This is a genomic window from Polaromonas sp. (assembly GCF_029945895.1).
GTDB lineage: Bacteria > Pseudomonadota > Gammaproteobacteria > Burkholderiales > Burkholderiaceae_C > Polaromonas.
On the sequence record NZ_JAQSDL010000085.1, the window covers coordinates 129,431 to 153,489 of the forward strand.

Sequence of the window (24,059 nt, forward strand, 5' to 3'; positions counted from 1 at the left end):
AAAAAAAAGGCCGCAAGAGTCAACCCCTGCGGCCTTGTGACGATGCTGCCGAAGCGCCGTTTAGCCGCCGCGCGCCTTCTTCAACGCGTCCATCACCATCTTCACCGGCTCAGCGCCAATGATAGGGATGTTCTTGTCGTAAACAGGTTTGACCTTGTCGAACATGCGCTTCTGCTCGGCCGGTGACACGTCATTGACGGTCATGGTCTTTCGCAGATTGGCCAGCGATTTTTCGTTGAGTGCACGGTTGGCTGCACGTTCTACTTTCTGGCCTTCCATGGCGGCTTCACGCAGCACAGCCTGCTCCTGCGGGTTGAGCTGGTCCCAGAGCTTCTTGCTGTACAGGATCAGGAAGGGGGTGTAGGCATGGCGCGTGACGCTCAGGTACTTCTGCACTTCGCTGAACTTCGAGGTCTCGATGGTCACGAACGGATTTTCCTGGCCGTCGATGGTTTTGGTTTCCAGCGCGGTGAAGACCTCGCCAAAAGCCATGGGCACGGCGTTGGTGCCCAGCGTCTTGAAGGTGTCCAGGAAGATGTTGTTCTGCATCACGCGAACCTTGACACCTTCAAAGTCTTCCGCCTTGGCGACCGGCCGCTTGCTGTTGGTCAGGTTGCGGAAACCGTTTTCCCAGTAAGCGAGGTTGATCAGGCCGGCTTCTTCCAGCTTTTTGTTGAAGTAGGCGCCTGCGGGGCCATCCAGCACCGCATCGGCTTCCTTTTCATTGGCAAACAGGAAGGGCAGATCGAAGGCGCCCAGCTCCTTGACGATGCCCACCAGCGGCGAGCTGGACGTGCACACCATCTCCTGGGTGCCGGCGCGCAGCGCCTGCGTGGCCGGCAGATCGCCGCCCGCGGCGCCGCCCCAGAAGGCATTGATCTTCATCTTGCCGCCGGTCTTGGCGGCCAGCACTTCCTGCATCTTCTTGACGCCGACGCCGACCGGATGGTCTTCGTTCACGCCATTGGTGAACTTGATCGTGCGATCGGCAAACTGCGCGAAGCTCGAAGTGGCCACCAGCAAGGCGGCTGCGGCCAGGGCCAGGGTTCTGCGTTTGAACATGGTTGTCTCCTTTTATAAAAACGACTTGGTTAAAAAAAATGCTGGGGCACTTCCAGAAATCCAGCTTTTCGGAATGAAGTGCAAGGCGCACGGAGCGCAGCAACCGGAATGTACTGAAGTACATGAGGATTGCGAGCACCGCGCAACGACGCAATTCGCCCGAAAAATGGATTTATGAAAATGCCCCTCATCGCATCCACCACTTGAGTGGCTCGGTCACGATGGAGGGAAAAAGCACCAGCAGAAAAAGCACGGCCAATTGGGCCATCAGAAAGGGCAGCACCCCCTTGAAGGCCTCGTCCATGCTGATTTTGGCGACGCCACAGACCACGTTGAGCACGGTGCCCACCGGTGGCGTGATCAGGCCGATGGCATTGTTCATGATGAACATGATGCCGAAATACACCGGATCAATGCCGGCCTTGAGCACCACCGGCATCAGCACCGGCGTGAGAATCAGCACGGTCGGGGTGAAGTCCAGTGCGGTGCCGACCACCACGATCAGCACCATCATCACCAGCATCAGCAGGATCTTGTTGTCCATGAAAGGCGACATCAGGCCGGCGACTTCCGTGGGAATGTTGGCCACCGTGATCAGCCAGGCGCTGACCATGGCCGCAGCCACCAGGAACATCACCACGGCGGTGGTTTTTCCGGCCGCCAGGATCAGTCCATACAGCTCCGACCACTTGAGCTCGCGGTAGATGAACATGCCAACCACAAAGCTGTAGACCGCAGCCACCACGGCGGCCTCGGTCGGCGTGAAGATGCCGAACTTCATGCCGCCGATGATGACAATGGGCAGGGTCAGCGCAAACCCGCCCTGGGCCGTGATGTGCAGACGCCCCGCCATGGAGAGCTTGGGTGCGGGGCGCACATTTTCCTTGCGGGCAATCCACCACCAGGTCAAGCCGATCGCCGCGCCCATCAGGATGCCCGGCACGATGCCGGCCAGGAACAACTTGGTGATGGAGACGTTGCCGGCCACACCGAAAATGATCAGGCCGATTGACGGGGGAATCACCGGCGCAATGATGCCGCCCGACGCGATCAGGCCAGAAGCCCGGCCCACGTTGTAGCCAGCAGCCCGCATCATGGGAATCAGCAGCGCGGCCAGAGCGGCGGTGTCGGCAATCGCCGAACCCGACAGCGAAGCCATGATCACGGCGGCGATGACCGTGACATAACCGAGGCCGCCGCGGTAGTGGCCGACCCAGGCCATCGCCAGGTTGACAATGCGGCGGCTGATGCCACCGGCATTCATGAATTCGCCGGCCAGCAGGAAAAACGGCACGGCCAGCAGCGGGAAGTTGTCGGCACCGTCGACAAAACGCTGGGCCAGAATCTGGCTGTCAAATGTCACCAGGCCGCTGGTGGCGGCCAGGAAAGCCATCAGCGTGACGCCGCAGACCAGCAGCGCATAGGCGATAGGCATGCCGATCGCCATGGCGGCCAGCAGGCTGAGAATGAAAACGCTGACGGTCATGACTTGCTTCCCTGCATTTGTTTTTCGACGTCGGCCAGGCCTTCGGTTTCGACCACCTGTACCAGCTCGGCCTCACTGATGCGCCCCGTCACCAGCCTGAACAGCACATTGAGATTGATGATGGCCATCACCACGCTGACGATGTAGCCAATGCCGTAAATCCAGATCATGGAAATGCCGACCACCGGCGAGACATTGCTGACCTGCAGTTCATGCATTTCATAGGTTCCCATGAAAAAGAGCACATTGCAGAACAGCATCAGTGCCTCGCTCAGGAACAGGCAGAGTTTCTTGCCAAGCACCGGCAGGTGCTTGACCAGGGTGTCCACGCCCAGATGCCCGCCTTCGTGCATGGCCAGCATTGCACCGATATAGGTCAGCCAGATGAAGAAATACCGCGACATCTCGTCTGAGACGGAGATGCCCGAATTGAAGGCATACCGCAGCACGACGTTGCCGAACACCATGAAAACCATGGCTACCATGCAGACGACCACCAGCAGTTCCAGGAACTTGAAGAACCAGAAAATCGCCGCATCCATTGCCTTTTGCAAATTCATTTTTCCGCCTGTTGTCTGGTGGGAGGGCTCAGGCCGCCTTGAGCTGCCGCGCGGGGCTGCTCAGGACGGGCAGCCGGCGGCGCGAGGCCAGCACCTCTTCGATGTCTTCTTTCGCGCCGTCGATCAGCACGCGTATGGCGCGCTCGGCCTCGTCGGGCTGGTGCGCGATCACCGCATCCAGCACGGCCCGGTGCAGCGGCAGGGAGTGGGCCGGGCCGTCCTTGCGGCGTGTGGAAATTTCAAAGCTGGTGCGCAGCAGCGCACCCAGCGCCTTGCTCATCTGCACCAGCATGCGGTTGCGGCTGGCGCGCAGCAGTCCCTGGTGGAACCGCAGGTCGTGCGTGACGTAGTCGCCGCCCGCCTCGACGGCGTGTTTCATGCCGGCGTAAGCGGCCTCGACCTCGGCAATGTCCTGTGCGGTGGCGCGCTCTGCCGCCAGGCGCATCGCGGCGGGCTCGACCACGCGGCGCAGGTCCTGCAGGTCGCGCAAGAATTCGGGCGTCAGTCCGGCCTTGGACTGCCAGATGATGACGTCGGGATCGAACCAGTTCCAGTGGTCCGGGGGCAACACACGGGTGCCCACCTTGGGGCCGGTGGTCATCAGGCCCTTGGCAATCAGCGACTTCACCGCTTCGCGCACCACCGTGCGGCTGACACCAAGCTCCTGGCACAGCACCGGCTCGGGCGGGATCGACGCACCCACGGCATACCGGCCCGCAACAATGGCTTCGCCAAGGTGGTCAACCGTGTTGCCGTGAACGTTTTTGATCATTGCCGTCCTTTTAATGGTTATTACTAGGATTCGCGGCGCAATGGTATGACGATAATATGTTTATCAATTAAGGATTTTCCCTATGACCGCCCCCAAGACCCTCCGGAAGAAACCCGAAGAGCTGCGCAGCCAGCAATGGTTTGGCCGCCAGGACCGCGACGGTTTCGCCTACCGCAGCTGGGTCAAGGGCAAGGGCGTGCCGCATGACCAGTTCGACGGCCGGCCCGTCATCGGCATCTGCAACACCTTCAGCGAACTGACGCCCTGCAACTGCCACTTCCGCACGATTGCCGAGCAGGTGAAGATCGGCGTGTACGAGGCCGGCGGCTTCCCGCTGGAGTTCCCGGTCATGTCGCTGGGCGAAACCCTGCTGCGCCCGACCGCCATGCTGTACCGCAACCTGGCCAGCATGGACGTGGAGGAAAGCATTCGCGGCAACCCGATCGACGGCGTGGTGCTGCTGATGGGCTGCGACAAGACCACCCCTTCACTGGTCATGGGCGCAGCCAGCGTGGACCTGCCGACGGTAGGTGTCAGCGGTGGCCCCATGCTCAGCGGCAAATGGCGTGGCCAGGAGCTGGGCTCGGGCACCGGCGTCTGGAGCATGAGCGAGCAGGTGCGCGCCGGCACGCTCAAGCTCGCCGATTTTTTTGAAGCCGAAAGCTGCATGCACCGCAGCCACGGCCACTGCATGACCATGGGCACCGCCAGCACCATGGCCAGCATGGTCGAGGCGCTGGGCATCGGCCTGCCCGGCAACGCCGCCTACCCGGCTGTGGACGGCCGGCGCAATGTGCTGGCGCGCATGGCCGGACGCCGCGCGGTCGAGATGGTGCATGAGGACCTGCTGCTCTCGAAAATCCTGACGCGCGAGGCCTTTGAAAACGCCATCAAGACCCTGGCCGCGATTGGCGGTTCGACCAATGCGGTGATCCACCTGATCGCGATGGCCGGCCGCATTGGCGTGAAACTCACGGTAGACGATTTCGACCGCCTGGCCAGCGAATTGCCCTGCCTGGTCAATCTGCAGCCCTCGGGCAAGTTCCTGATGGAAGACTTCTGTTACGCCGGCGGCCTGCCGGTGGTCATGAAGGAAATCGCGCAGCACCTGCACCTGGACGCGATCACCGCCAACGGCCAGACCATTGGCGCGAACATCGCCGACGCGCAGAACTACAACACCGAGGTGATCCGGCCGCTGGCCACGCCTTTCAAGGACAAGGCCGGAATTGCCGTGCTGCGCGGCAACCTGTCGCCGCGCGGCGCGGTCATCAAGCCGAGTGCCGCCACGCCTGCGCTGATGGTGCACACCGGCCGCGCGGTGGTGTTTGAAAACATCGAGGACTTCCACGCACGCATCGACGACGACGGCCTGGACATCGATGAAACCTGCGTCATGGTGCTGAAAAACTGCGGCCCCAAGGGTTACCCCGGCATGGCCGAGGTCGGCAACATGCCGCTGCCGCCCAAGATTCTCAAAAAGGGCATCACCGACATGGTGCGCATCAGCGACGCGCGCATGAGCGGCACGGCCTACGGCACCGTGGTCTTGCACACCGCGCCCGAAGCGGCGGCCGGCGGCCCGCTGGCGATTGTGCAAAACGGCGACATGATCGAACTCAACGTGCCCGAGCGCAAGCTGCATCTGCATATCAGCGACGAGGAACTGGCGCGCCGCCTGGCCGAATGGAAAGCACCACCGCCACCGCTGTCCTCGGGCTACTGGAAGCTGTATGTCGACCATGTGCTGCAGGCCGACGAAGGCGTGGACCTGGACTTCCTGGTCGGCAAACGCGGCTCTTTCGTGCCGCGCGACAACCATTGATTCACAAGGGCTGACATGAAATTACTCATCACGGGGGGCGCTGGTTTTGTCGGCGCCAGGCTGGCCCGCGCGATTCTGCAAAAGGGCCGGCTCGATGGCCAGGCGATTGCCGAACTGCATATTGCCGACATGTTTGCGCCGCCCGCCGATCTGGCGGCCGACCAGCGGGTGCGGGTGCACACCGGTCCGCTGCTGAACCAGGCGGCCCTGTTTGCCAGCGGCTTCGACGCCGTTTTTCATCTGGCCTCGGCGGTGTCGGGCGAGTGCGAGCTCGACTTCGACCTGGGCCTGCATTCCAACCTCGACAGCACCCGCCTTCTGCTCGACGGCCTGCGCCGGGCCGGCAATGCCCCGCGACTGGTGTTCGCCAGTTCGGTGGCAGTGTTCGGTCCGGACGCGTCCAACCCGTTGCCCGACCTCGTGAGCGACCACACGCTGCCGTCGCCGCAGACCTCCTACGGCATGCACAAGCTGGTGTGTGAACACCTGATCGCCGACTACACCCGCAAGGGTTTTGTCGATGGCCGCTCGGCGCGCCTGATGACCGTCACGGTGCGCCCGGGCAAACCCAACGGCGCGGCCTCCTCATTTTTCAGCGGCATCATCCGCGAGCCCCTGGCCGGTGTGGAAACCACCTGCCCGGTGGATGCGGGCGTCACGCACCCGGTGTCATCGCCGTCGAACACGGTGCAGGGGCTGATCACCGTGTTCGAGGCCAGCCAGCAAGCCATGGGCGGACGGCTGGCGCTCAATCTGCCGGGCCTCAATGTCAGCGTCGGCGAGATGCTGCAGGCCCTGGAAGAGGTCGCCGGTCCCGCAGTTCGCAAGCGGGTGCGCTTCGAACGCGACGAACGCATCGCCGGCATCGTGGCCAACTGGGCGCGCGGTGCCAGCGCCGATCGGGCGCATGCGCTGGGCCTGAAGCCCGACGTTTCCTTCAAGGCCATCATTGAACAGTACATCGAGGATTGCCGCAGCCCCGCCTACCCGGCGGGTGCCCTGCAGGGCATGTCCTGACCCAAGCCCACCGGCATGCCTGGTCCCACTCTCCGCACACGGCCCGCATGAACAACCGACGATTGCTGGCGGTGGACTGGGGCACCTCGTCACTGCGCGGGGCGCTGGTCGCGCCCGATGGCCAGGTGCTGGAGGAACGCGCCCTGGCACGCGGCATCCTCAGCGTGGCGGCAGGCGATTTTCCGGCGGTTTTTGAAAGTTCGTTTGGCGACTGGATGACGGCCGGCACCTTGTGCCTGATCTCGGGCATGGCCGGCAGCCAGCAGGGATGGCGGGAAGCACCCTACTGCGCCTGTCCGGCCGGCTTCAGCGACATTGCCGCCCGGCTGGAATGGCTGGAGCCCGGTCGCATCGCCATCGTGCCCGGCCTGAGCATCAGCGCGGAAGGCATCCCCGATGTCATGCGTGGCGAGGAAACGCAGATTGTGGGCGCCCTGTTGCTGCTGGGTATCGCCGATGCGCGCCTGGTGCTGCCGGGCACCCACAGCAAATGGGTCACCGTCACCGGCGGTCGCATCACGGATTTTTCCACCTGGATGACCGGCGAGTTTTATGCGCTGCTGCGCCAGCACTCGATTCTGGCGCGCAGCCTGCCTGCCGGGGAGCCGCCAGCGGACACGGCCGCCTTCGGGCAGGGCGTGGCCCGCGCGCTGGCTGGCCCCGGCCTGCTGCACACGGCTTTCAGCACGCGCACCCTGTCCCTGTTCCAGCGCGTGGCGCCCGAGGCCCTGCCCAGCTACCTGTCGGGACTCGTGATCGGCGAAGAACTCAAAGGCCAGAACCTGCAGCGCGGCGAGTCCGTCGTGCTCATGGGTGCAGAGGCGCTGACAGGGCGATACGAACAGGCGCTGCAGCAGTTGGGCGTGACGGTCAGCCGCGTGGGCGCCAGTGCCACCTGGCGCGGCCTGCGCGCCATTGCCGATACCTTGTCCGTCACCCCTCCTGCCTAAACCCATGAACGCCTCCCATAAGTTTGCCGCTGCCCTGAACGCCCTGCCGCTGGTCGCGATCCTGCGCGGCCTGCGGCCTGCAGAGGCCATCCCGGTGGGGCAGGCACTGCTGTCCAGCGGCTGGACGCTGATCGAAGTTCCGCTCAATTCACCGCAGCCGCTGGACAGCATTGCGGCCATGGCCGCGGCCTGTCCCCAGGCCCTGGTCGGCGCCGGCACGGTGCTGAGCGTGGAAGACGTGCGCAATGTGCGGGCCGCGGGCGGCCAGCTGATCGTCTCGCCCAACTTCAACCCGGCCGTCGTACGCGAGGCCGTGCGGCTGGGTCTGGTCTGCCTGCCCGGCGTGATGACCGCGAGCGAGGCCTTTGCCGCGCTTGAATGCGGCGCCACCGGCCTGAAGATTTTCCCGGCAGAGATGATCACCCCCGCCGTACTCAAAGCGCTGCGCGCTGTGCTGCCGGCCGCAACCAGCGTGCTGCCTGTGGGTGGTATCACGCCGGACAACATGGGGGCTTATTTCGCAGCGGGCGCCAGCGGCTTCGGCATCGGCTCGGCACTCTACAAGCCCGGCATGGCGGCCGCGGAAGTCGCCGAAAACGCTACAAAATTCATAGCTGCCTGCGCTGGTAACATCCCCGGATGAGCACACTTTCACCACCCTCTTCCACAGGCATTTCATTCGGACTGGCGGACCGCGTCTGCATCGTCACCGGCGGCGCCCAGGGCATCGGCGAGGCGTGTATACGGCGCTTTGCGCGCGAGGGCGCCCAGGTCGTCATTGCCGACATTGACGATGGCCGCGGTGCGGCACTGGCCAGTGAACTCGGTGGCCTGTACATCCATTGCGACGTCGGCGACAAGGCCCAGGTCGATGCGCTGGTGGCACAGACCCTGGCCGCCCACGGCCGCATCGACGTGCTGGTCAACAATGCCGGCATCTTCAGGGCCTCCGATTTTCTGGAGATCACCGAAGCCGACTTCGACACCGTGCTGCGCATCAACCTCAAAGGCTCTTTTCTGGTGGGCCAGGCCGTGGCGCGTGTGATGGCCAGCGCGGGCAAGGGCAGCATCATCAACATGAGTTCGGTCAACGCCGTGCTGACCATTCCCACGATTGCCAGCTACAACGTCAGCAAGGGCGGCATCAACCAGCTGACCCGCGTGATGGCGCTGGCGCTGGCCGACAAGGGTGTGCGCGTGAACGCCGTCGCCCCCGGCACCATCGCCACCGAGCTGGCGGCCAAAGCGGTGCTGACCAGCCCCGAGGCCACCGCCCGCATCATGAGCCGCACGCCCATGAAACGCCTGGGGGAACCCTCCGAAATCGCCGACACCGTGGCGTACCTGGCCAGCGATGCGGCGAGTTACATCACCGGCGAGATCGTGGTGGTCGACGGCGGGCGCATGACGCTGAACTACACCGTGACGGTGTAGGACTCCACCCCTTTCGTGTCAGAACGGGGGCAGATGACCCCCGCCATTGACATGGATCATGCAGGCTGCAGAACGCATTCCAGAAGGGGCCGGTATTCAATAGACTGGGAACTCCATTTCTGGAGTCTTCCATGTCAATTCGCCTGATTTCCATTCTCGCAGCCACCACAGTCCTCGGCCTGGCCGGCTGCGCCCAGATGCCCCCTGGCCACGCGGCACACCACCCCGGCGCGTCGGCGCCCGCTCCGGGTCAAGGCATGCCGATGGCGCGCATGGACGAACAGATGACCGCCATGCGAGCCATGCACGACAGGATGTCGCGCGCCAGGACGCCGGAAGAGCGCAACGCCCTGATGGCCGAGCACCAAAAACTCATGCAGGACGGCATGGGCATGATGGGCGGCATGGGGCCCGGCGTCTCGGGCGGTATGGGGGGCATGGGCGGCATGATGGGAGCCGGTCCGGGCCCCATGGCCGGTGACCCGGCGGCGCGCCAGCAATGGATGGAAAAACGCATGGAGATGATGCAGTCCATGATGCAGATGATGATGGACCGCCTGCCCCCGACACCGGCCAAACCCTGAAAGACACCATGAGCTCCAGCACCACGTCCTCCGCCGGCGCAGCTTACGGCTTTTACTGCAAGCCGGACGACAACAGTTTTGCCCACGTGGTGAGCCGTGTCACCGATGCCCTCAAAGCCGAAGGTTTCGGCGTGCTGACCGACATCGACGTGCAGGCGACCATGAAAACCAAGCTGGGGGTCGATGTGCGGCCCTACCGCATCCTGGGCGCCTGCAATCCGCCGCTGGCGCATCGCGCCCTGACCGCACAGCCCGATATCGGGTTGCTGCTGCCCTGCAACGTCATCGTCCGTGAAGACGACGACGGCAGCTTCACCGTGGGTTTCATGGACCCGGTGGCGGTGATGCAGATGACCGACGACCCCGAGGTGGCCCGGGTGGCCGACGAGGTGCGTAGCCGCCTCGAGCGGGTTCGCTCGGCGCTGACGGTGGCGACCGGCGCCGCCGCGAAAACCTGAGCAGGTCAGCATATGCCCGGCCTGTTTCATGACGGTGGCTACATGATGGGCATGCACGGGCTGGGGTGGCTGGTTCTGCTGGTACTGCTGGTGATTCTCGCGGGGGTTTTTCTTTTCGGCCGGGGCCGCTACGCGGACCGCGAAGATGACCGGCGCGAAACGCCACACGAGATGTTGCGCAGGCGGCTGGCCAGTGGCGACATCACCGTGGCGGCATACGAAGAGCGCAAGGCCGTTCTCGATCGCGACGGCGGCCGGTCGACCTGAGGCACGATCCGCGTCGCTACCCCTCCTGCGGGCAGGGTTAAGGCTGCCGGCGGCTTGACCTTTCCATCATGGGAAGGTTTATCCTTTTCAGGAAGCTGTTCAGGCCTTCGATAAAAGGATGTTTTCCATGAACCACACACCTCACCCCCACCCGCACCCGGATGACGTAGCCGCGGACTCAGCGCATGGCGCCGGACATGACCACGGTCATACCCACACTGACGACCCGACCGGTCTCAAGGACCCTGTCTGCGGCATGACTGTCACCACCTCGTCAGGGCATCAACTTGAGCATGAAGGCAGGTCCTGGTATTTCTGCAGCGCCGGTTGCCGCGGGAAATTCGCCGCCCATCCGTCGGCCTATATCGACGGGCCGACAGCCGCACCCCTGCCAGCAGCCAAAGACGCAGCCGCCGATGACCAGGCCGGGGCCACCGTCTACACCTGTCCCATGCACCCGGAGATCCGGCAGGACCATCCCGGCAACTGTCCGATCTGCGGCATGACGCTGGAGCCGGTCATGCCCAGTCTCGACGAGGACGAGAACCCGGAGCTCCAATCCTTCACCCGCCGTTTCTGGTGGACGCTGCCGCTGACGGTGGTGGTTACCGTGCTGGCGATGTTCGGCCACCAGTTGGGGTGGTTCGACATGGCCACCCAGAGCTGGATCGAGCTGGTGCTGACCCTGCCCGTGGTGCTGTGGGCGGGCTGGCCGTTTTTCGTGCGGGGTGCGCAGTCGGTCGTCCACCGCAGTCCCAACATGTGGACCCTGATCGGCCTGGGGACGGGCGCCGCATTTGTTTACAGCGTGGTGGCCACGGTGGCGCCCGGCGTGTTCCCCGACTCGTTCATTTCCATGGGACGTGTGGCCGTCTATTTTGAGGCGGCCGCCGTCATCATTTCGCTGACGCTGCTCGGCCAGATGCTGGAGTTGAAAGCACGTTCGCAGACCTCGGCCGCGATCAAGTCCCTGCTGGGGCTGGCGCCCAGGACCGCGCGGCGCATCCGGGCCGACGGCACGGAAGAAGACGTGCCGCTGACCCATGTGCATGTGGGCGACAGCCTGCGCGTGCGCCCCGGCGAGAAGGTGCCGGTCGATGGTGTTGTCACCGAAGGCAGCAGCGCGGTCGATGAATCGATGCTGACCGGCGAACCCCTGCCTGTGAGCAAACGGTCGGGCGACAAACTCATTGGCGCGACGCTCAATACCAGCGGGGCACTGGTGATGCGCTCTGAACGTGTGGGCGCACAGACCATGCTGTCGCAAATCGTCCAGATGGTGGCGCAGGCCCAGCGTTCGAAGGCGCCCATGCAGCGCATGGCCGACCAGGTGGCGGGCTGGTTCGTCATGGCTGTGGTGACGATGGCCGTGTTGACATTCTTCGGTTGGGGGTTTTTCGGACCGCAGCCGAGCTGGGTTTATGGCCTGATCAACGCGGTGGCGGTACTGATCATCGCCTGCCCCTGCGCGCTGGGGCTGGCCACGCCGATGTCCATCATGGTGGCCACCGGCAAGGCGGCCGGCCAGGGCATTCTTTTTCGCGATGCGGCAGCAATTGAACACCTGCGCACCGTCGATGTGCTGATCGTCGACAAGACCGGCACGCTGACGGCCGGCAAGCCGGCCTTCGACCGCGCGGTGCCGGCTGCCGGTTTCAGCGCCGACGAGGTGTTGCGCCTGGCCGCCAGTCTGGACCAGGGCAGCGAACACCCGCTGGCAGACGCCATCGTGAATGCGGCACGCGAGCGCGGGCTGGCGCTGGACAAAGCAGAGGGTTTCGAGTCGGCCAGCGGCATCGGTGTCAGCGGGCGTGTCGCCGGCCGGGCACTCGCTCTCGGCAACACGGCGCTGATGGAGCAGGCCGGTGTGACTGTAGGCGACTTGCTGGACCAGGCCGAAGCGTTGCGTGCCGAGGGCGCCAGCGTGATGTACCTCGCCGTGGACGGCCAGCTCGCCGGCCTGCTGGCCGTGGCCGACCCGGTCAAGGCCAGCACGCCCGAGGCGCTGGCGACGCTGAAGGCCGCAGGCCTGCGCGTGATCATGGCCACCGGCGACGGCCTGACCACCGCGCGCGCAGTGGCTGGTCGCCTGGGCATTGACGAGTTCCACGGCGGGGTGCAGCCCGCCGACAAGCTGGTGCTGGTCAAGCGCCTGCAGGAGGAAGGCCACATCGTGGCCATGGCAGGCGATGGCATCAATGACGCGCCGGCCCTGGCCCAGGCCAATGTAGGCATCGCGATGGGCACGGGGACCGACGTGGCCATGAACAGCGCCCAGGTGACGCTGGTCAAGGGCGACCTGCGCGGCATCGCTCAGGCCCGGGCGATCTCGGAGGCCACCATCGCCAACATGAAGCAGAACCTCGGCTTTGCCTTTGTGTACAACGCCCTGGGCGTGCCGCTGGCCGCGGGCCTGCTCTTCCCCTTCACCGGCTGGCTGCTATCGCCAATGATTGCGGCCCTGGCGATGAGCCTGAGCTCGGTGTCCGTGATCAGCAACGCGCTGAGGCTGCGCAAGGCACGTCTGCCCGCCTCTGCGTGATGGGTCTGCACGCGACACCCCAGCCTGTGGGGCATGGCCGCGCCTTTACACTGCCGCCATGCCTTCCCTGCCTGACTTCTCCACCCTGCTGGGCCTGAGCGTGGCGCTGGGCATCGGCCTGCTGGTCGGCGCTGAACGTGAGCGCCGCAAAGGCAGCGGGCCGACGCGTGGCGCCGCTGGCATTCGCACGTTTGCGGTGGCCTCGGTGCTGGGCGCTGTCGGGGTGTTGCTGGGCGGCGGCCTGTTGCTGGCGGCGATAGCCCTGTTCATAGGCGCACTGGCGGTTGTGTCCTACCAGCGCACGCGGGAGCAGGACCCGGGCATGACCACCGAAATCGCCCTGCTGCTGACCTGCCTGCTCGGCGGGCTGTCCATGCGCAACGCGGCCCTGGCCGCCGGCGTGGGTGCGGCACTGGCAGCGCTGCTGGCGGCACGCAACCGCCTGCACCATTTCGTGCGCAGCGTGCTGACCGAGCGCGAGCTGCACGATGCCCTGCTGTTTTCGGCAGCGGCCCTGATTGCCCTGCCGCTCGCCCCGGACCGCTTCCTGGGCCCCTTCGGCGCGGTCAACCCCCATGCCATCACCCAGCTGGTTGTGCTGGTGATGGCTGTCAGCGCGCTCGGCTACGTGGCCACGCGCGCGCTGGGCCCGCGTTACGGCCTGCCGCTGGCCGGGTTTGCGGCGGGTTTCATTTCGAGCACCGCCACCATTCATGCCATGGGCACGCGCGCGGCCGGATCGCGCGCGCAAGCGGACGGCGCCGTCGCCGGTGCGGTGCTCTCCAGCCTGGCGACCATGGTGCAGTTGGCCGTCGTCGTGGCCGCGGTGCAACCGGCGCTGCTCGACGCGCTGATGTGGCCGCTGGTTCTGGGCGGTGGCGCGGCATGCGCCTACAGCCTGCTGTTCTTTCCGCGCGGCGCACCAGTGGCCCAGGCGGTGGCCAACCATCCGGGACAACAGGACCTGGGCCGGGCCTTCGACCTCAAGACCGCGCTGGCGTTTGCCGCCATCGTCGGTGTGGTGCTGGTGGTGTCGGCGGGGCTCAGCGCCTGGCTGGGTGAACGCGGTACCCTTCTGGCGGCCGCAGCCACGGGGTTGGTGGATGCCCACGCCACCGCTGCCTCGGTCGCCTCGCTGGTGGCAGCCGGCAAGCTGCCGCCGGAAGCCGCACTGTGGCCCATCCTGGCCGGCCTGAGCACCAATTCCCTGATGAAGGCCGTTGTGGCCTTCCACGCCGGGGGCGCCGCCTATGCGGTGCGTATCGTGCCGGGGCTGGTGCTGGTCATCGCGGCGGTCTGGCTCGGTGTCTGGCTGTCTTAAGGCCGCATCCCGAAAACCCTGACACGCACCATGCCTTGTACGCGTGTTAAGGTAAAAACATGGTCAAGCAATCCACACCGCGCCCAGACATGCCGGCGCTTCAACCTCAGCCGCGGCACCTGCGTGTTGCGTACACCCCCGGTCCGCGATGAGCACGCGCTCACGCCTCTTGTTCGCTGCCGTCCTTGTGGCCACGCTGGCCACCGCTGCCCTGTGGTGGAGCTCGCGTACCCCGGCGCCCAAGCCGACCGCGGTACCAGTGGCCGCAGCGCCTGCCCTGCCTGCGCCGGCCCAGCCCCCGCCGGACGAGCCGGCGCCGCCCATCCTGCACCCGGTCACGCCATCTGCCGCAGAGCCGCCCCTGGCGGCCTCGGGTATAGGCGCGGCGCTGACCGCCTTGCTGGGCCAGCCGGCCATGGCCACCTTTTTCCAGGTCGAGGACTTCCCGCGCCGCTTTGTGGCCACCGTGGACAACCTGGGCCGTGCCCACGCGCCGCCGCTGCTCTGGCCGGTTCAGCCGACAGCAGGCCGCTTCACGGTCGAGGAGCCCGCCGGTGGCGGTAGCTTCATCGCCGCGAACAACAGCCTGCGTTATGCGCCGCTCGTGGCCCTGGCCGACAGCGTCTCGCCTGCGCGGGCGGTGGGGCTGTACATCCAGATGTACCCTTTGCTGCAACAGGCCTATGAAGAACTGGGTTACCCCAAGCGCTATTTCAACGACAGGCTGATCGCGGTGATCGACCTGTTGCTCGCCACGCCGGAGCCGGCCGGCCCGGTGCCGGTGCGGCTGACAGAGGTCAAGGGACCGATCGCCCCGGTGCGGCCGTGGGTGCGTTACGAGTTCGCTGATCCGGCGCTTGAGTCGCTGTCGTCAGGACAGAAAATCATGCTGCGTGTCGGTCCGGCCCATGAACGCCGGCTCAAGGCCAAACTGGCGGCCTTTCGCCAGGAACTGCTGCGCACCCCAACGCCCTGAGTGGGCCGCCAGGACATGCCTGCCATGCCCACTGCCCTGCCCGCCGACGCGCCGGGCCTGTTCTCCGAGGCGGCCGGCCCCACACGCTGCGCCTGGTGCCAGGCCACGCCGCTGTACCGCCACTACCACGACACCGAATGGGGTTTTCCGGTGGCCGATGAACGCAGGTTGTTTGAAAAGATCTGCCTCGAAGGTTTTCAGGCCGGCCTGAGCTGGCTGACCATCCTGAACAAGCGCGAAGCCTTTCGCAGCGCGTTCGCCAACTTCGATGCGGAGCAGATGACGCACTTTGACGCCGCTGACATCCAGCGCCTGCTCAGCGATGCAGGCATCGTGCGACACGCAGGCAAGATCGCCTCGGCCATCAACAACGCCCGCCGCGTGCTGGAGCTGCGCCGCGAGTATGGTTCGCTGGCCACCTATGTCTGGCGGCTGGAGCCGGGCGCCGCGAACCGGCCTGCATCCATCACCCTGGACGCCTTACGCGCTCTGCCCCACTCGCCCGCCTCGGCAGCGCTGTCCCAGGACCTGAAGAAGCGGGGCTGGACCTTTGTCGGACCGACCACGATGTACGCCTTCATGCAGGCCATGGGTCTGGTGAATGATCACCTGGAGGGTTGTACCAGCCGTGCGAAGGCGATGGCGGCCCGAGAGGCCTTCACGCCACCGGTTTGAAGCCGGCGGTCGAGTGCTACTGAATACATAGCTGTTTGCGCCCGTGGCTAAAGGGCTGTGGGCCTTTTTCGCTTCAAACTCGGACGATCGACCTTCTTTTCAACAAGCCCGCCGTGCTGCGCGGCCAGCCGATGCGGCCAAACCAGGCGCCACCGGCCACTGCCCAGGCATTGAGCACGCCGTAAATCACCAGCGCCACGGCCTGCGCCAGAAAAACACCCGACAGGCCGCCGCCCCAGCGCAAGGCCAGCCAGCCACCCGTGATGGCTACCGCCAGACGCGCCAGGTTGCCGAGCACCGGCCAGAGCAGCCGCCCGGCCCCCTGCGATGCAAAGTAAAGCGCCAGGCCGAGTCCAAAAAAACCATACACCGGCCCCACCACCCGCAGGTAGGCGCTGCCGGCTTCGATCATCGCCGGGTCGTTGTTGAACAGCGACAGCCAGGCCTTCGGAAATGCAGCGGCCCACAGGCCGATGACTTCGGTCATCACGAAGGCCATGCCCGCGCCTATCCAGGTGGCTTGCAGCGCGCGCTCGCGCTGGCCGGCACCCATGCAGGTGCCGACCATGGCGACCAGCGGGGCACCAAGACCGAACACCAGCGGCACCAGCAGGTATTCCAGTCGGGACGCCGTGCCGTAACCGGCTATCGCCGCGGTGCCAAAGCCGCCCACCAGCGCGGTGGTGATGCCGATGGCCAGGTTGGTAGCCACGGTGGACACCGTACCGACCAGGCCGACACGCAGGATGTCCTTGAACAGCGCCCAGCGAAAACGCACGTGCGCAAACGAGGGTCTCAACAGGCTTTTCGGTGACCACAGGTAGATGGCCAGCACCACGCTGCCGACCAGGTAGTAGGCCAGCAGCGCGATAGCCCCGCCGGCAATACCCAGGCCCGGCATCGGCCCCCAGCCGAAAATCAGCAGCGGCGACAGCGGCAGCAGCACCAGCGCGCCCAGCACCGTCACATTGGCCGGGACCGCCATGTTGCCGGTCCCGCGAATCACCGCCGACAGCGTGTTGAACAGCCAGACCAGCACCGCGCCGGCAAACACCCAATTGGAATACACCATGGCCGCCTCGAGCGCGCCACCGGTGCCGCCCATGCGGGCGTACAGCCAGCGCCCGCCGCTGAGCACCGCCACCGTGAACAGCAGCGCGAACACCGCGGCAATCACGATGGCGTGCAACACCAGCGCGTCGGCATCGCCCTTGCGCCGCGCGCCGAGGGCACGGGCAATCGCCGAAGCAATGCCGCCGCCCATGGCACCGGCCGAGGTCATCTGCATCAGCATCACCACCGGAAACACCAGGGCCATGCCGGCCAGCGCGTCGGTGCCGAGTTTGCCGACAAACCAGGTTTCAATCAGGCCGACGCCGGCCTGCGCCAGCATGACCAGCACATTGGGTGCGGCCAGGCGCAGCAGGGTAGGCGCAATTGGTGCCTCCAGCAGCAGCCGCGTGCGCGCGTCCAGATCAGCCCCCACGTTCGTTCACTCCTTGTAACTCTCTGCCCCCCGGGGGGGCCGCTGCGCCTGCGGACTGGCAGAGCCAGATCCACGGCCCCTGCTTGGGTGAAGAGTCAGCGGCCTTCGCGTTGAGCCAAATCATGTTGTCGCTTTCGTTTGACGCGGCACCAGGGACTCGCGGATCGGCAGGTTCACCAGCGCGGCGCCCGCGGCCAGCACGATGTCGATGTACCAGACCCAGTCGTAGCTGCCAGTCGCCTGGAACACATAACCGCCGAGAAAGGCGCCGAAGAAGCCGCCGATCTGGTGCGCCAGCATCACAATGCCGAACAGCATGGCCATGTTGGCCGTGCCGAACATCTTGGCCACCAGGCCCACGGTTGGCGGCACCGTCGAGAGAAAAGTCACGCCCATGACAGCGGCAAAAATCAGCATCACGGCCGGTGTTTTCGGCGCCAGCAGGAACACCAGCACTGCGATGCCACGCGTCGCGTACAGCAGCGCCAGCAGCGACTTCATGCGCCAGCGGCCCACCGCCCAGCCCATGGCCAGGCTGCCGACAATGTTGAACAGGCCGATCATGGCCAGCGACCAGCCGCCGATTTCAGGCGGCAGGCCGCAGGCGGCGATCACACCCGGCAGATGTGTGGCCAGAAAGGCGACGTGGAATCCGCACACGAGAAAACCCAGGCTCAGGTAACGGTAACTGGGCGTGGCCAACGCCTGCCCGATCGCCTGGCGGGCGCTCAGTGCCTTCTTGCCGGAAGCTGCCGCCGCCTGCGCGGCGAGGGCGTTCGAGTTTCCCTTGAGCACCCACACCGCCGGCAGCGCCAGCAAGATCAGCACACCCAGCCACTGCATCGCGTTGGCCCAGCCGACCGCCGCCGTCAGGCCAATCGCCAGCGGCGCCATCGCAAACTGGCCGAATGAGCCGCCTGCATTGACGATGCCACTGGCAAAACCGCGTTTTTCCAGCGGCACCAGGCGCGCGGTGGCGGCCATCAGCACCGACGGGCCGGCCATGCCGGCGCCGCCAGCGGCGAGCACGCCAATGGCAAAAATCAGCCCCGCCGTGCTGGTCATCAGCGGCGTGAGGATGGTGCCCGTGGCCACCAGCACCACACCCAGGAAGATCACCCGACCGGTGCCGATGCGGTCGGCCACGGCGCCGGCAAACGGCTGGGTCAAACCCCACCACAACTGGCCGAAAGCGAAGGCCAGGCTGATGCTGCCTATGCCCAGCGCGGTCGAAGTATTGAGCGCCGACAGGAACAGGCCCATGGTCTGGCGCACACCCATCGTCAATGCAAAGGTGCCGGCCGCGGCCAGCAGCACCAGCCACAGCGCGGTGTGCCGCCTGGCTGAAGGGAAAGAATGGGAAGGTTTACTCATCATCGGCTCCGGATCCGGTTTCAACAGGGGACAGCAATTCCATCGACTCATTGATCAGGGCATGCAGCGCCAGCACGCGCTCGCCACCCAGCAGGTGGTTCAGGCCTTCCTGGGCCACTTTCCAGCGATGGCGGGCCTCCTCGCGTTTGGCACGGCCCGCCTCGGTGATGGCCACACTGCGGCTGCGCGCATCGGTGCCGGCGGCCAGTTCGATCCAGCCGGCATCAATCAGGGGTTTGAGATTGCGCGTCAGGGTGGAGGCGCTGACCTTCATGCTGTGGGCAAGCTCGCCGGGGCGCAGGGGGCCGAGTTTGACGACATGGGACAACAGCGAATACTGGGTGGTTTTGAGTCCCGCTTTTGCCATCTCGAGGTCGTAGTAAGACGCGACCCGCCGCATCAGCTGACGCAACTTCAGGTTGGTGCAGCCCAGGGCCTTGAGTTCGACCAGGGTGGAGGCAGCGGATTTTTTGGGCATGCGATAATTGTAGATGCAATTGTTGTAGATGCAATTAACAGGAGAAACAATGACCCCGGAAGAAACATTGGCTTTATGGAACGAAGAACGTCGCGCTGTCGTCGAACGCATGCTGGCCGGCGGCGGAAAACCGGGTCTGGCCCACCCGTCCATGGTGGCCGGCAAGACCGGGCTGGAGATCATGCAGGCCATGCTGGCCGGCGAGCTGCCCTTTCCGCACATTGCCGACACGCTTGACTTTTCGCTGGTGGAGGTCGGCCCCGGCAAAGCCGTGTTCCAGGGCACGCCGCAGCTCAAGCATTACAACCCGCTGGGCACGGTGCACGGTGGCTGGTATGCCACGCTGCTGGACTCCGCGCTGGGCTGCGCCGTACACACCATGATGCCGGCCGGACGCGCCTACACAACGGCGGAACTCGGCGTGAACATCGTGCGGGCAGCGTCGCATCAAACCGGGCCGCTGCGGGCCATCGGCACCGTCATCCACTGCGGCCGGCAGCTGGCCACCGCCGAGGCCCGCATCGTCGGGCCGGACGGCAAGCTGTATGCCCACGCCACCACCACCTGCCTGGTGTTTGAGGGGGCGCCACCCAAGCAGCCTGAATTCCAGCCGGAATAGTGTTCCCGGGGGCTATGGATGTTATGCGGACTGCCCCGACGGCTTCGGCTGGGCGCGGACCTGTTCCACACGCCGGTTCACCAGCGCAGCGGCGAGCATCCATTTGGCGCGCGTCAGCCAGCCGAGTGCCAGATCCGCATGTTCCTTGCTGCTGTAGAAGTGCTCGGGGTCGTGGGCCACGCCCCAGTCATGCAGCGGCAGGCTGGCCGGGTCGGAGACGTTGTACTGTGCGTGCGCAGCATGCCGGCCATCCCAGAAATGCAGGCCCCTGAGGTGGATGCCGTAGCCCACCTGGCAACCCGTCTGGCTCAGCAACTCCGCGGCCCGCGCCTCCAGCAGGGAATCCGTCACATAGGTGTCGGTCTGTATCCAGCGGCCATCGAGGTAAACCTCCGCCACGGCATGGGTGATGGTGCTCTGGGGCACATCGATAATGCCCTTGAGGAAAGCACTGGACAGGGTCACGAAACGCAGCCGGGCGGGCACACCGACCGAGCGCAGCATGGCCACAAATAGCGTGCCCTTGGTGTGGCAGTCGCCGCGCGCGGCCTTAAGCACGGCCGCCGCCGGTATATGGTCAAAACCGGCCACGCAGCCAAAAGGCAGCGACTTGACGAAGTCATGAAGCGCCACGGCTTTCCGGGTCGGCGTGGTCGCCAGCTGCGTGATGCGCATGGCCTGGATACGGAGTTTGGGATCATCAAGATCGAGCAGGCGGGTGGAGCACAGCCAGTCGTGGGGCTGGTCGGTCAGGGAAGACAGGGGCATGCAGGGAGGGGTCGGGCTGATGTGAATTGCCGGCCATTATGCCGCCCCGCTGTTGTTGAATTTCCCCTGCGGCTGCGGGTGTTCTGGATTGCCGGACAATGCCAGCATCTGTTCACAAGGAAGCGAGACACGATGAGACTCCTGCATACCATGCTGCGCGTTAGCAACCTGCAACGCTCGATCAATTTCTACACCCAGGTGCTGGGCATGACGCTGCTGCGCACGTCCGAGAACCCCGAGTACAAATACAGCCTGGCCTTTGTCGGCTACGAAGGCGGCAACCCGGGCCAGGCCGAAATCGAGCTGACCTGGAACTGGGATACCGACAGCTACGAGATGGGCACGGCCTATGGCCATATCGCGCTGGGTGTGCCCGATGCCTACGCGGCCTGCGAAAAAATCAAGGCCGCCGGCGGCAATGTCACGCGCGAAGCCGGACCGGTCAAGGGCGGCACCACGGTGATTGCTTTTGTGACTGATCCGGATGGCTACAAGATCGAGCTGATTGAGCGCAAAGGCGATGTGGGTGGCTCTGGCCTGCGCTAGTGGATCGAAGCCTTCTGAATTCCGCTGAGGCGTCGGCCCGCGCTGGACACCCGCTCTCAACTCCCCACTCCCGACCCTGACCCCTCGCCCCGCTGGGCGGGAGAGGGGACTTCATCTGGCCGGTCCGCTACGTTCGCGTGCAGACATGGCCGGCTCGTGGGATTCCCGCAGCACAAATCACCCAACATGGATCCCGGATCAAGTCCGGGATGACACGCCATGCGGTTGTCGCTATAAATTCAATAGCGCTCGACGCTCGCCAGGAAAGGGCCAGAGGTCAATTCGACGTACAAAGACAGCTATCTCGGCAAGCTGGCCGCCTGCCGCGCCAGCTCCGTGACGCGGCTCCAGTCACCGCGCGCCAGCGCCTCGGCCGGCACCAGCCACGAACCGCCGACACAGGCGACGTTGGGCAGCGACAGAAACTCTGCGGCATTGGCGACGGAGATCCCGCCCGTGGGGCAGAAGGTCACGTCGCCGAAGGGGCCGCTCCAGGCTTTGAGCATGGCCAGGCCGCCGGCTTGGAGGGCCGGGAAAAACTTGAGTTCGGTGAAGCCGTCCTCCTGCGCCGCCATGATTTCACTGGCCGTGGCCACACCGGGCAACAGCGGCAGGTGTGCATCGCGGCAGGCCGCACCCACCGCATGCGTGTAGCCCGGACTCACGATGAAACACGCGCCGGCCATGGCGCAGGCCTGCACATCGGCCGCACTGCGCGCGGTGCCAGCGCCGACCACGGCTTCGGGCACATCACGCGCAATGGCTTCAATGCAGGCCAGCGCCTGCGGCGTGCGCAGGGTGACTTCCAGCATGCGGATTCCCCCTAGCACCAGCGCACGCGCCAGCGGGACAGCGTGCGCGACGTCGGTCAGCACAATCACCGGAATAACCGCCGCATCCTGCATCACCTGCCGGGCCGTTAGCGGGCCCTGGGTATCGATACTCACATCCACGATAAGGCTCCTTCTTCGGCGGTCAGCGCGTGCCGGCGCATGCCGGCAAACAGTTCGCGCCCCAGCCCCTGACCGTTGGCATCCCGCAGCGCCTGCGGCATCACCGCAATCGGCCGCGCCGCCCACTCATCGGCCGCAACAATGACCTCCAGCGTGCCGCCGAGTGCATCGACCCGCACGATGTCACCGTCGCGCACCTTTGCCAGCGGCCCGCCGGCCGCCGCCTCCGGTGACACATGGATGGCCGCCGGCACCCTGCCCGAGGCGCCGCTCATGCGCCCGTCGGTCACCAGCGCCACCCTGAAGCCTTTGCCCTGCAACACCGCCAGTGGTGGCGTAAGTTTGTGCAGTTCGGGCATGCCGTTGGCCTGTGGTCCCTGCCAGCGCACCACACAGACCACATCGCGATCCAGCTCACCGGCACGGAAAGCCATATGCAGGTCTTCCTGCGAATCAAAGACACGTGCAGGCGCCTCGATGACATGGCGATCATCGGGCACGGCAGAGACCTTGATCACGCTGCGCCCCAGGTTGCCCTGCAGCAGCTTGAGGCCGCCGCTGGCACTGAAGGGTGCAGCGGCCGGACGCACGATGGCTTCGTCCTTGCTCGCACCCATCTCGTGCCACGCCAGCTTGCCGTCCACCATGGCCGGCTCGCGCGTGTACTCCCGCAGGCCGCCCGCGCGCACCGTCAGCACATCCTCATGCATGAAGCCGGCGTCGAGCAGCTCGCGGATCACAAAACCCGTGCCGCCGGCCGCCTGGAACTGGTTCACGTCGGCGCTGCCGTTGGGATAGACATGGGTCAGCAGGGGCACCACCGCAGACAAGGCGGAAAAATCATCCCAGTCGATCACGATGCCGGCCGAATGCGCGACCGCCACCCAGTGGATCAGGTGGTTGGTAGAGCCGCCGGTGGCCAGCAGTGCGACCATGGCATTGACGATGGCCTTTTCATCCACGATGCGTCCTATCGGCGAAAAACGTTTCGACGACTTCACGATGCCCAGCACCGTACGCGCCGCCTCGCGCGTGAGTTCGTCGCGCAGGTCGCCGCCGGGGTTCACAAAAGCAGTGCCGGGCACATGCAGGCCCATGGCTTCGAGCAACATCTGGTTGCTGTTGGCCGTGCCATAAAAGGTGCAGGTGCCGGGGCTGTGGTAGGACTTGAGTTCAGCCTCGAGCAGCTCCGCGCGCCCGACCAGGCCCTGCGCGGCCTGCTCGCGCACACGGGCTTTCTCCTTGTTCGGCAGGCCCGAGGTCATGGGGCCGGCCGGCACAAACACCATGGGCAGGTGGCCGAAATGCAGCGCGCCTATCAGCAGGCCCGGCACGATCTTGTCGCACACGCCCAGCATCAGCGCGGCGTCAAACATGTCATGGCTTAGCGATACGGCCGTCGCCATGGCAATCACGTCGCGGCTGAACAGGCTGAGCTCCATGCCCGGCGTCCCCTGCGTGACGCCGTCACACATGGCGGGCACGCCGCCGGCCACCTGCGCCGTGGCGCCGTACAGGCGCGCTTCCCGCTTGATCAGGTCCGGATACGGCTGCAGCGGCGTGTGCGCCGACAACATGTCGTTGTAAGCGGTGACGATGCCGATGTTGGGGGCGCGTTCGGTGACCACTTTGAAACGGTCGTCCAGCGGCATGCCGGCCACCGCATGGGCGATGTTGCCGCAGCCCATGCGGTCCACGCTGATGGCCCGCGTGGCCGCGCCGTCCAGACGCTGAAGGTAGGCGCTGCGCGTCGCAAGGCTGCGCTCGCGGATACGCGCGGTGACGTCCGCGACGGTGGAATGAAGGGTCATGGGGGATGTGGGCCAAACAGGTGGCTGAAGATGAGTCGGTAACTTTATTACGACGTTCATCGTACTTGTTTACCCCTCTTTTGGAAAGACGCGGA

General features: G+C 65.4%; 24 protein-coding genes. 14 read left to right on the top strand and 10 right to left on the bottom strand.

The genetic code is table 11. From position 1 onward, the window contains the following. Positions 1-60: 60 nt before the first annotated feature. The 4 genes from PSV33_RS12115 to PSV33_RS12130 all read right to left on the bottom strand — a co-directional run bounded on the left by PSV33_RS12115 (position 61) and on the right by PSV33_RS12130 (position 3,880). Positions 61-1,062 carry a TRAP transporter substrate-binding protein gene (locus PSV33_RS12115; protein ID WP_300562102.1) on the bottom strand — a complete coding sequence of 334 codons (1,002 nt, stop codon included), beginning with the start codon at positions 1,060-1,062 and terminating at the stop codon, positions 61-63. Positions 1,063-1,249: 187 nt separating this feature from the next. Continuing rightward, the gene (locus PSV33_RS12120; protein ID WP_300562104.1) at positions 1,250-2,548 is read right to left on the bottom strand and encodes a TRAP transporter large permease subunit; all 1,299 of its coding nucleotides are present in this window, start codon (positions 2,546-2,548) and stop codon (positions 1,250-1,252) included. Continuing rightward, positions 2,545-3,108: a TRAP transporter small permease gene (locus tag PSV33_RS12125; protein ID WP_300562106.1), complete on the bottom strand. Its 564-nt coding sequence runs from the start codon at positions 3,106-3,108 to the stop codon at positions 2,545-2,547. Before PSV33_RS12125 ends, PSV33_RS12120 begins: the two co-directional genes overlap by 4 nt. Positions 3,109-3,136: 28 nt before the next feature. After that, positions 3,137-3,880, bottom strand: a complete 744-nt coding sequence (locus PSV33_RS12130; RefSeq protein WP_300562108.1) for a FadR/GntR family transcriptional regulator — start codon at positions 3,878-3,880, stop codon at positions 3,137-3,139. Positions 3,881-3,962: 82 nt separating this feature from the next. Between PSV33_RS12130 and PSV33_RS12135 the strand changes: the two genes are divergently transcribed. From PSV33_RS12135 to PSV33_RS12190, 12 genes are all read left to right on the top strand, one after another. Continuing rightward, positions 3,963-5,705 carry an IlvD/Edd family dehydratase gene (locus tag PSV33_RS12135; RefSeq protein WP_300562111.1) on the top strand — a complete coding sequence of 581 codons (1,743 nt, stop codon included), beginning with the start codon at positions 3,963-3,965 and terminating at the stop codon, positions 5,703-5,705. Positions 5,706-5,720: 15 nt separating this feature from the next. Further along, complete coding sequence (gene denD, locus PSV33_RS12140; RefSeq protein ID WP_300562112.1) at positions 5,721-6,722, top strand: D-erythronate dehydrogenase; 1,002 nt, start codon at positions 5,721-5,723, stop codon at positions 6,720-6,722. Between the two features lie 47 nt (positions 6,723-6,769). Then, a complete protein-coding gene (locus tag PSV33_RS12145; RefSeq protein ID WP_300562113.1) occupies positions 6,770-7,672 on the top strand; it encodes a 2-dehydro-3-deoxygalactonokinase in 903 nt (300 codons plus the stop codon). 4 nt (positions 7,673-7,676) lie between these two features. Beyond that, a complete protein-coding gene (locus tag PSV33_RS12150; RefSeq protein WP_300562114.1) occupies positions 7,677-8,315 on the top strand; it encodes a 2-dehydro-3-deoxy-6-phosphogalactonate aldolase in 639 nt (212 codons plus the stop codon). Further along, positions 8,312-9,106: an SDR family NAD(P)-dependent oxidoreductase gene (locus tag PSV33_RS12155; protein ID WP_300562115.1), complete on the top strand. Its 795-nt coding sequence runs from the start codon at positions 8,312-8,314 to the stop codon at positions 9,104-9,106. The genes PSV33_RS12150 and PSV33_RS12155 overlap by 4 nt, the downstream gene beginning before the upstream one ends. A 131-nt stretch (positions 9,107-9,237) precedes the next feature. Beyond that, positions 9,238-9,690, top strand: coding sequence for a hypothetical protein (locus PSV33_RS12160; protein WP_300562116.1), 453 nt, complete (start codon positions 9,238-9,240; stop codon positions 9,688-9,690). A gap of 8 nt (positions 9,691-9,698) precedes the next feature. Continuing rightward, positions 9,699-10,148, top strand: coding sequence for a DUF302 domain-containing protein (locus PSV33_RS12165; RefSeq protein WP_300562117.1), 450 nt, complete (start codon positions 9,699-9,701; stop codon positions 10,146-10,148). A gap of 12 nt (positions 10,149-10,160) precedes the next feature. Then, positions 10,161-10,415, top strand: a complete 255-nt coding sequence (locus tag PSV33_RS12170; protein ID WP_300562118.1) for an SHOCT domain-containing protein — start codon at positions 10,161-10,163, stop codon at positions 10,413-10,415. 127 nt (positions 10,416-10,542) lie between these two features. After that, positions 10,543-12,957, top strand: coding sequence for a heavy metal translocating P-type ATPase (locus PSV33_RS12175; protein ID WP_300562119.1), 2,415 nt, complete (start codon positions 10,543-10,545; stop codon positions 12,955-12,957). Positions 12,958-13,015: 58 nt separating this feature from the next. Next, positions 13,016-14,278 carry an MgtC/SapB family protein gene (locus PSV33_RS12180; RefSeq protein ID WP_300562120.1) on the top strand — a complete coding sequence of 421 codons (1,263 nt, stop codon included), beginning with the start codon at positions 13,016-13,018 and terminating at the stop codon, positions 14,276-14,278. Between the two features lie 148 nt (positions 14,279-14,426). Continuing rightward, on the top strand, positions 14,427-15,254 hold the full coding sequence (locus PSV33_RS12185; RefSeq protein ID WP_300562121.1) for a DUF3014 domain-containing protein: 828 nt from the start codon (positions 14,427-14,429) through the stop codon (positions 15,252-15,254). Between the two features lie 15 nt (positions 15,255-15,269). Then, complete coding sequence (locus PSV33_RS12190) at positions 15,270-15,929, top strand: DNA-3-methyladenine glycosylase I (RefSeq protein WP_300562122.1); 660 nt, start codon at positions 15,270-15,272, stop codon at positions 15,927-15,929. A 73-nt stretch (positions 15,930-16,002) separates the two neighbouring features. On the opposite strand, the gene PSV33_RS12195 is transcribed toward PSV33_RS12190, so the two are convergent. The 3 genes from PSV33_RS12195 to PSV33_RS12205 form a co-directional block, all read right to left on the bottom strand. Further along, positions 16,003-17,415 carry an MATE family efflux transporter gene (locus tag PSV33_RS12195; protein WP_300562123.1) on the bottom strand — a complete coding sequence of 471 codons (1,413 nt, stop codon included), beginning with the start codon at positions 17,413-17,415 and terminating at the stop codon, positions 16,003-16,005. Between the two features lie 120 nt (positions 17,416-17,535). Continuing rightward, positions 17,536-18,789, bottom strand: a complete 1,254-nt coding sequence (locus PSV33_RS12200) for an MFS transporter (RefSeq protein WP_300562124.1) — start codon at positions 18,787-18,789, stop codon at positions 17,536-17,538. Continuing rightward, positions 18,782-19,267, bottom strand: a complete 486-nt coding sequence (locus PSV33_RS12205) for a MarR family winged helix-turn-helix transcriptional regulator (RefSeq protein WP_300562126.1) — start codon at positions 19,265-19,267, stop codon at positions 18,782-18,784. The genes PSV33_RS12200 and PSV33_RS12205 overlap by 8 nt, the downstream gene beginning before the upstream one ends. Positions 19,268-19,316: 49 nt before the next feature. Between PSV33_RS12205 and PSV33_RS12210 the strand changes: the two genes are divergently transcribed. After that, positions 19,317-19,886: a PaaI family thioesterase gene (locus PSV33_RS12210; RefSeq protein ID WP_300562128.1), complete on the top strand. Its 570-nt coding sequence runs from the start codon at positions 19,317-19,319 to the stop codon at positions 19,884-19,886. Positions 19,887-19,907: 21 nt separating this feature from the next. Here PSV33_RS12210 and PSV33_RS12215 read toward each other — a convergent pair whose 3' ends face one another. Then, positions 19,908-20,654 (bottom strand): transglutaminase family protein, encoded by a 747-nt coding sequence (locus PSV33_RS12215; RefSeq protein WP_300562130.1) that lies wholly within the window; start codon positions 20,652-20,654, stop codon positions 19,908-19,910. A gap of 132 nt (positions 20,655-20,786) precedes the next feature. Here PSV33_RS12215 and gloA point away from each other — a divergent pair, with 132 nt between their 5' ends. Then, positions 20,787-21,200 carry a lactoylglutathione lyase gene (gene gloA, locus PSV33_RS12220; RefSeq protein WP_300562132.1) on the top strand — a complete coding sequence of 138 codons (414 nt, stop codon included), beginning with the start codon at positions 20,787-20,789 and terminating at the stop codon, positions 21,198-21,200. 299 nt (positions 21,201-21,499) lie between these two features. Here gloA and eda read toward each other — a convergent pair whose 3' ends face one another. Together eda and edd are read right to left on the bottom strand one after the other, a co-directional pair. Then, on the bottom strand, positions 21,500-22,147 hold the full coding sequence (gene eda / locus PSV33_RS12225; protein WP_300562183.1) for a bifunctional 4-hydroxy-2-oxoglutarate aldolase/2-dehydro-3-deoxy-phosphogluconate aldolase: 648 nt from the start codon (positions 22,145-22,147) through the stop codon (positions 21,500-21,502). Further along, positions 22,144-23,964, bottom strand: coding sequence for a phosphogluconate dehydratase (gene edd / locus PSV33_RS12230; protein ID WP_300562134.1), 1,821 nt, complete (start codon positions 23,962-23,964; stop codon positions 22,144-22,146). The genes eda and edd overlap by 4 nt, the downstream gene beginning before the upstream one ends. Between the last annotated feature and the right edge of the window lie 95 nt (positions 23,965-24,059).